Below are 3,466 nucleotides of genomic sequence, written 5' to 3' on the forward strand. Positions count from 1 at the left end.
TGATCTGCCGTCGCTCCCTACAATGCGCAGACAGCGCACGGAGACAACAAGTGTGCACGAGACAGAAGCCGCCAGCAACGCAGCGCGGCCCGGACAGCAACCACCTGCACCTGCACCCGCCCCAGCCCCCGCACCGGCACGCGAACCGCCTGCACCCTGAACGCCTGCAGACTGTCCTTTAGCCAACTGGGGTGAAGCAGACTTCGGAGAAACCGCACTGCGGTGATCGACCGAATGGGAAGGCGCGGGCGCGGCGACTCCGGCACTGCCGATCACGGTTTCGCGGACAAGCGGTGGCGACGATCTCGCGACGCGACCGGACGAAGCCCCTTGTTGCGATGGCGACGTAGGTCGGCTAATACCAGGCGTGTGCGGCGCAATTGCTTTCACGTGCGGCGCCGAATGCCGGCGATTCTGCGCGGCAGCATAATTTGGTTGACCTGGCTCTCGCGTAGCCGGCTGCCGCGCAGCGGAATCGTTAGTAGGTGCAGCGCGATGATCGGTCGGAGTGGAAGGCACAGGCGGCGCGACCTCGGCCTTGCCGACCGCGGTTTCGCGCGCGGGAGTCGATGGCGGTAGCGGGACATGACCGGACCAGGACGTGTGTTGTGCTGACGACGCGGGTCCAAATCCGAATCGATCGCCATACGTGACGATACCCATGATCCCGATAGCCAATGCGCTTGCCGACACAACCCAGAGCACGGGGCGTTTGGCCCGCGCGGACGGTGTGGCCTTGGTGTCTGCACCACTCCTACCTGCAGCCGACTGCGCAAGTTCGGCCTGTCTGAACATCAGAACTCGCTTCGGTGCGTTTCGTCTGATCCTTCCATTTGCTACATTCATCTGCCGTCCCCTTGCGGAGTGCTCATCGAACTGAGACGCGGGATTCCGAGCCAAGTGCGAAGCCGCCGGAACCCCTGGCAAATGACGCACCGGCCGGCGTGCGGTTTCGTTTGGCCGTTCCGCGTGGTCGACCCGTTTGGGTCCGCCACGGCAATTGGAGCGGTGTACCAGGTTTTTCTATCGTAAGCCTTCAAGCGATGAGAACGCTCGCCATCTTCGTGGCCGATTTGGGCGGGTGGCGCGGGTCGCAATCGTCGTGCTGTGTGATTGCAATTGATCAGACCTCGGAGCCGCCAGAAAAAAGTGGCAAACAAAGCGGAGGCATTCGCTATGCCTGATAAAGAACAATTGGTTTATCAAGGCTGAATGTCTGTGCGATCAGAAAGCGTCGGGCGCTTTGCTTTCCTATTCACGCAAAGTAGTACTAACGACAAAGCGCAGGAAACCGAGGCGCGAGAAATGCAGTCGACTGGCACTGTTAAACTTCCTATCGCGGCAATCGCATCGCCAACAAGGATCGCGGCACGGTTTAGCGTCCTGGCACGATGGCAGACTGCATGAACTTCGTCCCGCCTATTGCCGTAAGACCTGCCGACCCGTATTGAAGCTTCAATATTCCGACAAGGAAAGAAATACCTCACCCAGTATGGAGTCGGAAACAAATACCTGAACATTGTGTGTATTCGCGTGCGCGCTGCGCTAGAAATGCACTGGTTATCGGCATACGAGTAAATCCCCCAATTTCGCGCGTTCGCGCTTTGGCGGCAAATTAGCCGATTGACTGGTAGATTGCAGGCAAGCACACGCAGGGAGGCGCCTTTATCCCGGCAGTTGCGGTATCGCTAACATCATTTGATCGCGCGACTTCGTATCAATCCCGCGCGCGAATCAAGCCATCACATCGACAATTTCAACGACAACGCACCGCTCGCGTGTGACAGGTGAGGAACGCATGGATACGTTCGAAGTCGAGTCAGCGCTGCAATCGAATGACCAGTTGGCGCATATCGCGGCGGCGTTGAGTGCGCTGCGCCGGGGCGATACTTCATATCGTCTGCCGGAAAACTGGACCGGCGAGGCCGGCAAGGTTGCAGCCGAATTCAATCTGCTTTCGTCTCAGACGAGGGATATTGGACGGCACCTCGGCAAGATGTCGAGATACCTGTCAGGCCACAGGGCGTCGGGGAAAGATGTGGCGATCGATAGCGGTGCATTGACCGGTATCTGGCTCGACAGTGCATCTCACGTGAATCTTCTGTTTGACAGCGTGACGACGGCGCAAGAATGCACGAAAACCGTCCTCGACGCGCTGGCGTCCCTGCAGAAGGGTGAAGCTTCCGCGTTGCCGGCGGACTGGCCGGGCATACACGGCAAGGTCGCGCATGTCTTCAACGATGTGGTCGAACAGAATGTCCGTATCGCTGAAGAACTCGGGCGGCTTAGCAAAGTAGTCGGCAAGGAAGGGCGGTTGAAAGAGCGTGCGGCACTTCCCTACGCGCGAGGTTTCTGGGGCGATTCGATCGACGCGGTGAACTCGCTGATAGCCGACCTGGTGCATCCGACGAGCGAAGTGGCGCGCGTGATCGGCGCGGTCGCGCAGGGCGATCTATCGAAAAGCATGGCGCTGGAAGCAGACGGGCGCCCGTTGCAAGGCGAGTTTCTCAGGACCGCCAAGACGATCAACACGATGGTCGAGCAACTCGGCACGTTTGCTGTCGAAGTCACGCGCGTCGCCCGCGAGGTGGGCACGGAGGGCAAGCTCGGCGGCCAAGCCGACGTACAGGGCGTCGCAGGGACCTGGAAAGATCTGACCGACTCGGTCAACTCGATGGCGGGCAACCTGACGAGCCAGGTGCGCAACATCGCTGAAGTGACGAAGGCGGTGGCCGCGGGTGATCTCTCCAAGAAAATTACCGTCGACGTCAAAGGCGAAATCCTCGAACTGAAGAATACGATCAACACGATGGTCGATCAGTTGCGCTCGTTCGCCTCCGAGGTGACGCGCGTCGCACGCGAGGTGGGTACGGAAGGCAAGCTCGGCGGGCAGGCGGATGTGCAGGGCGTGGCGGGCACGTGGAAGGACCTGACTGACAACGTGAACTTCATGGCGGGCAATCTCACCAGCCAGGTGCGCAACATTGCCGAAGTGACGAAGGCGGTGGCCGCCGGTGACCTGTCGAAGAAAATCACCGTCGACGTCAAGGGCGAAATTCTCGAACTGAAAAACACGATCAACACGATGGTCGATCAGTTGCGCTCGTTTGCCTCCGAGGTGACACGCGTGGCACGCGAGGTAGGCACGGAAGGCAAGCTCGGTGGCCAGGCCGATGTGCAGGGCGTGGCGGGCACGTGGAAGGATCTGACCGACTCGGTCAACTCGATGGGCGGCAATCTGACGGCTCAGGTGCGCAATATCGCCGATGTGACGACAGCAGTCGCTGCAGGTGACCTGTCGAAGAAAATCACCGTCGACGTGAAAGGCGAAATCCTCGAACTGAAGAACACGATCAACACGATGGTCGATCAGTTGCGCTCGTTCGCCTCCGAGGTGACGCGCGTGGCGCGCGAGGTCGGCACGGAAGGCAAGCTCGGTGGCCAGGCCGATGTGCAGGGCGTGGCG

At 60.1% G+C, this 3,466-nt stretch carries 1 protein-coding gene; it reads left to right on the plus strand.

The annotated features are described in order from the left end of the window. Positions 1 to 1,798 precede the first annotated feature (1,798 nt). Positions 1,799 to 3,466 (plus strand): HAMP domain-containing protein (locus tag H3V53_RS42475; RefSeq protein ID WP_336602940.1); only part of this gene is annotated, 1,668 nt, incomplete at its 3' end.

This window comes from Paraburkholderia bengalensis (assembly GCF_037126505.1).
Taxonomy (GTDB): domain Bacteria; phylum Pseudomonadota; class Gammaproteobacteria; order Burkholderiales; family Burkholderiaceae; genus Paraburkholderia; species Paraburkholderia bengalensis.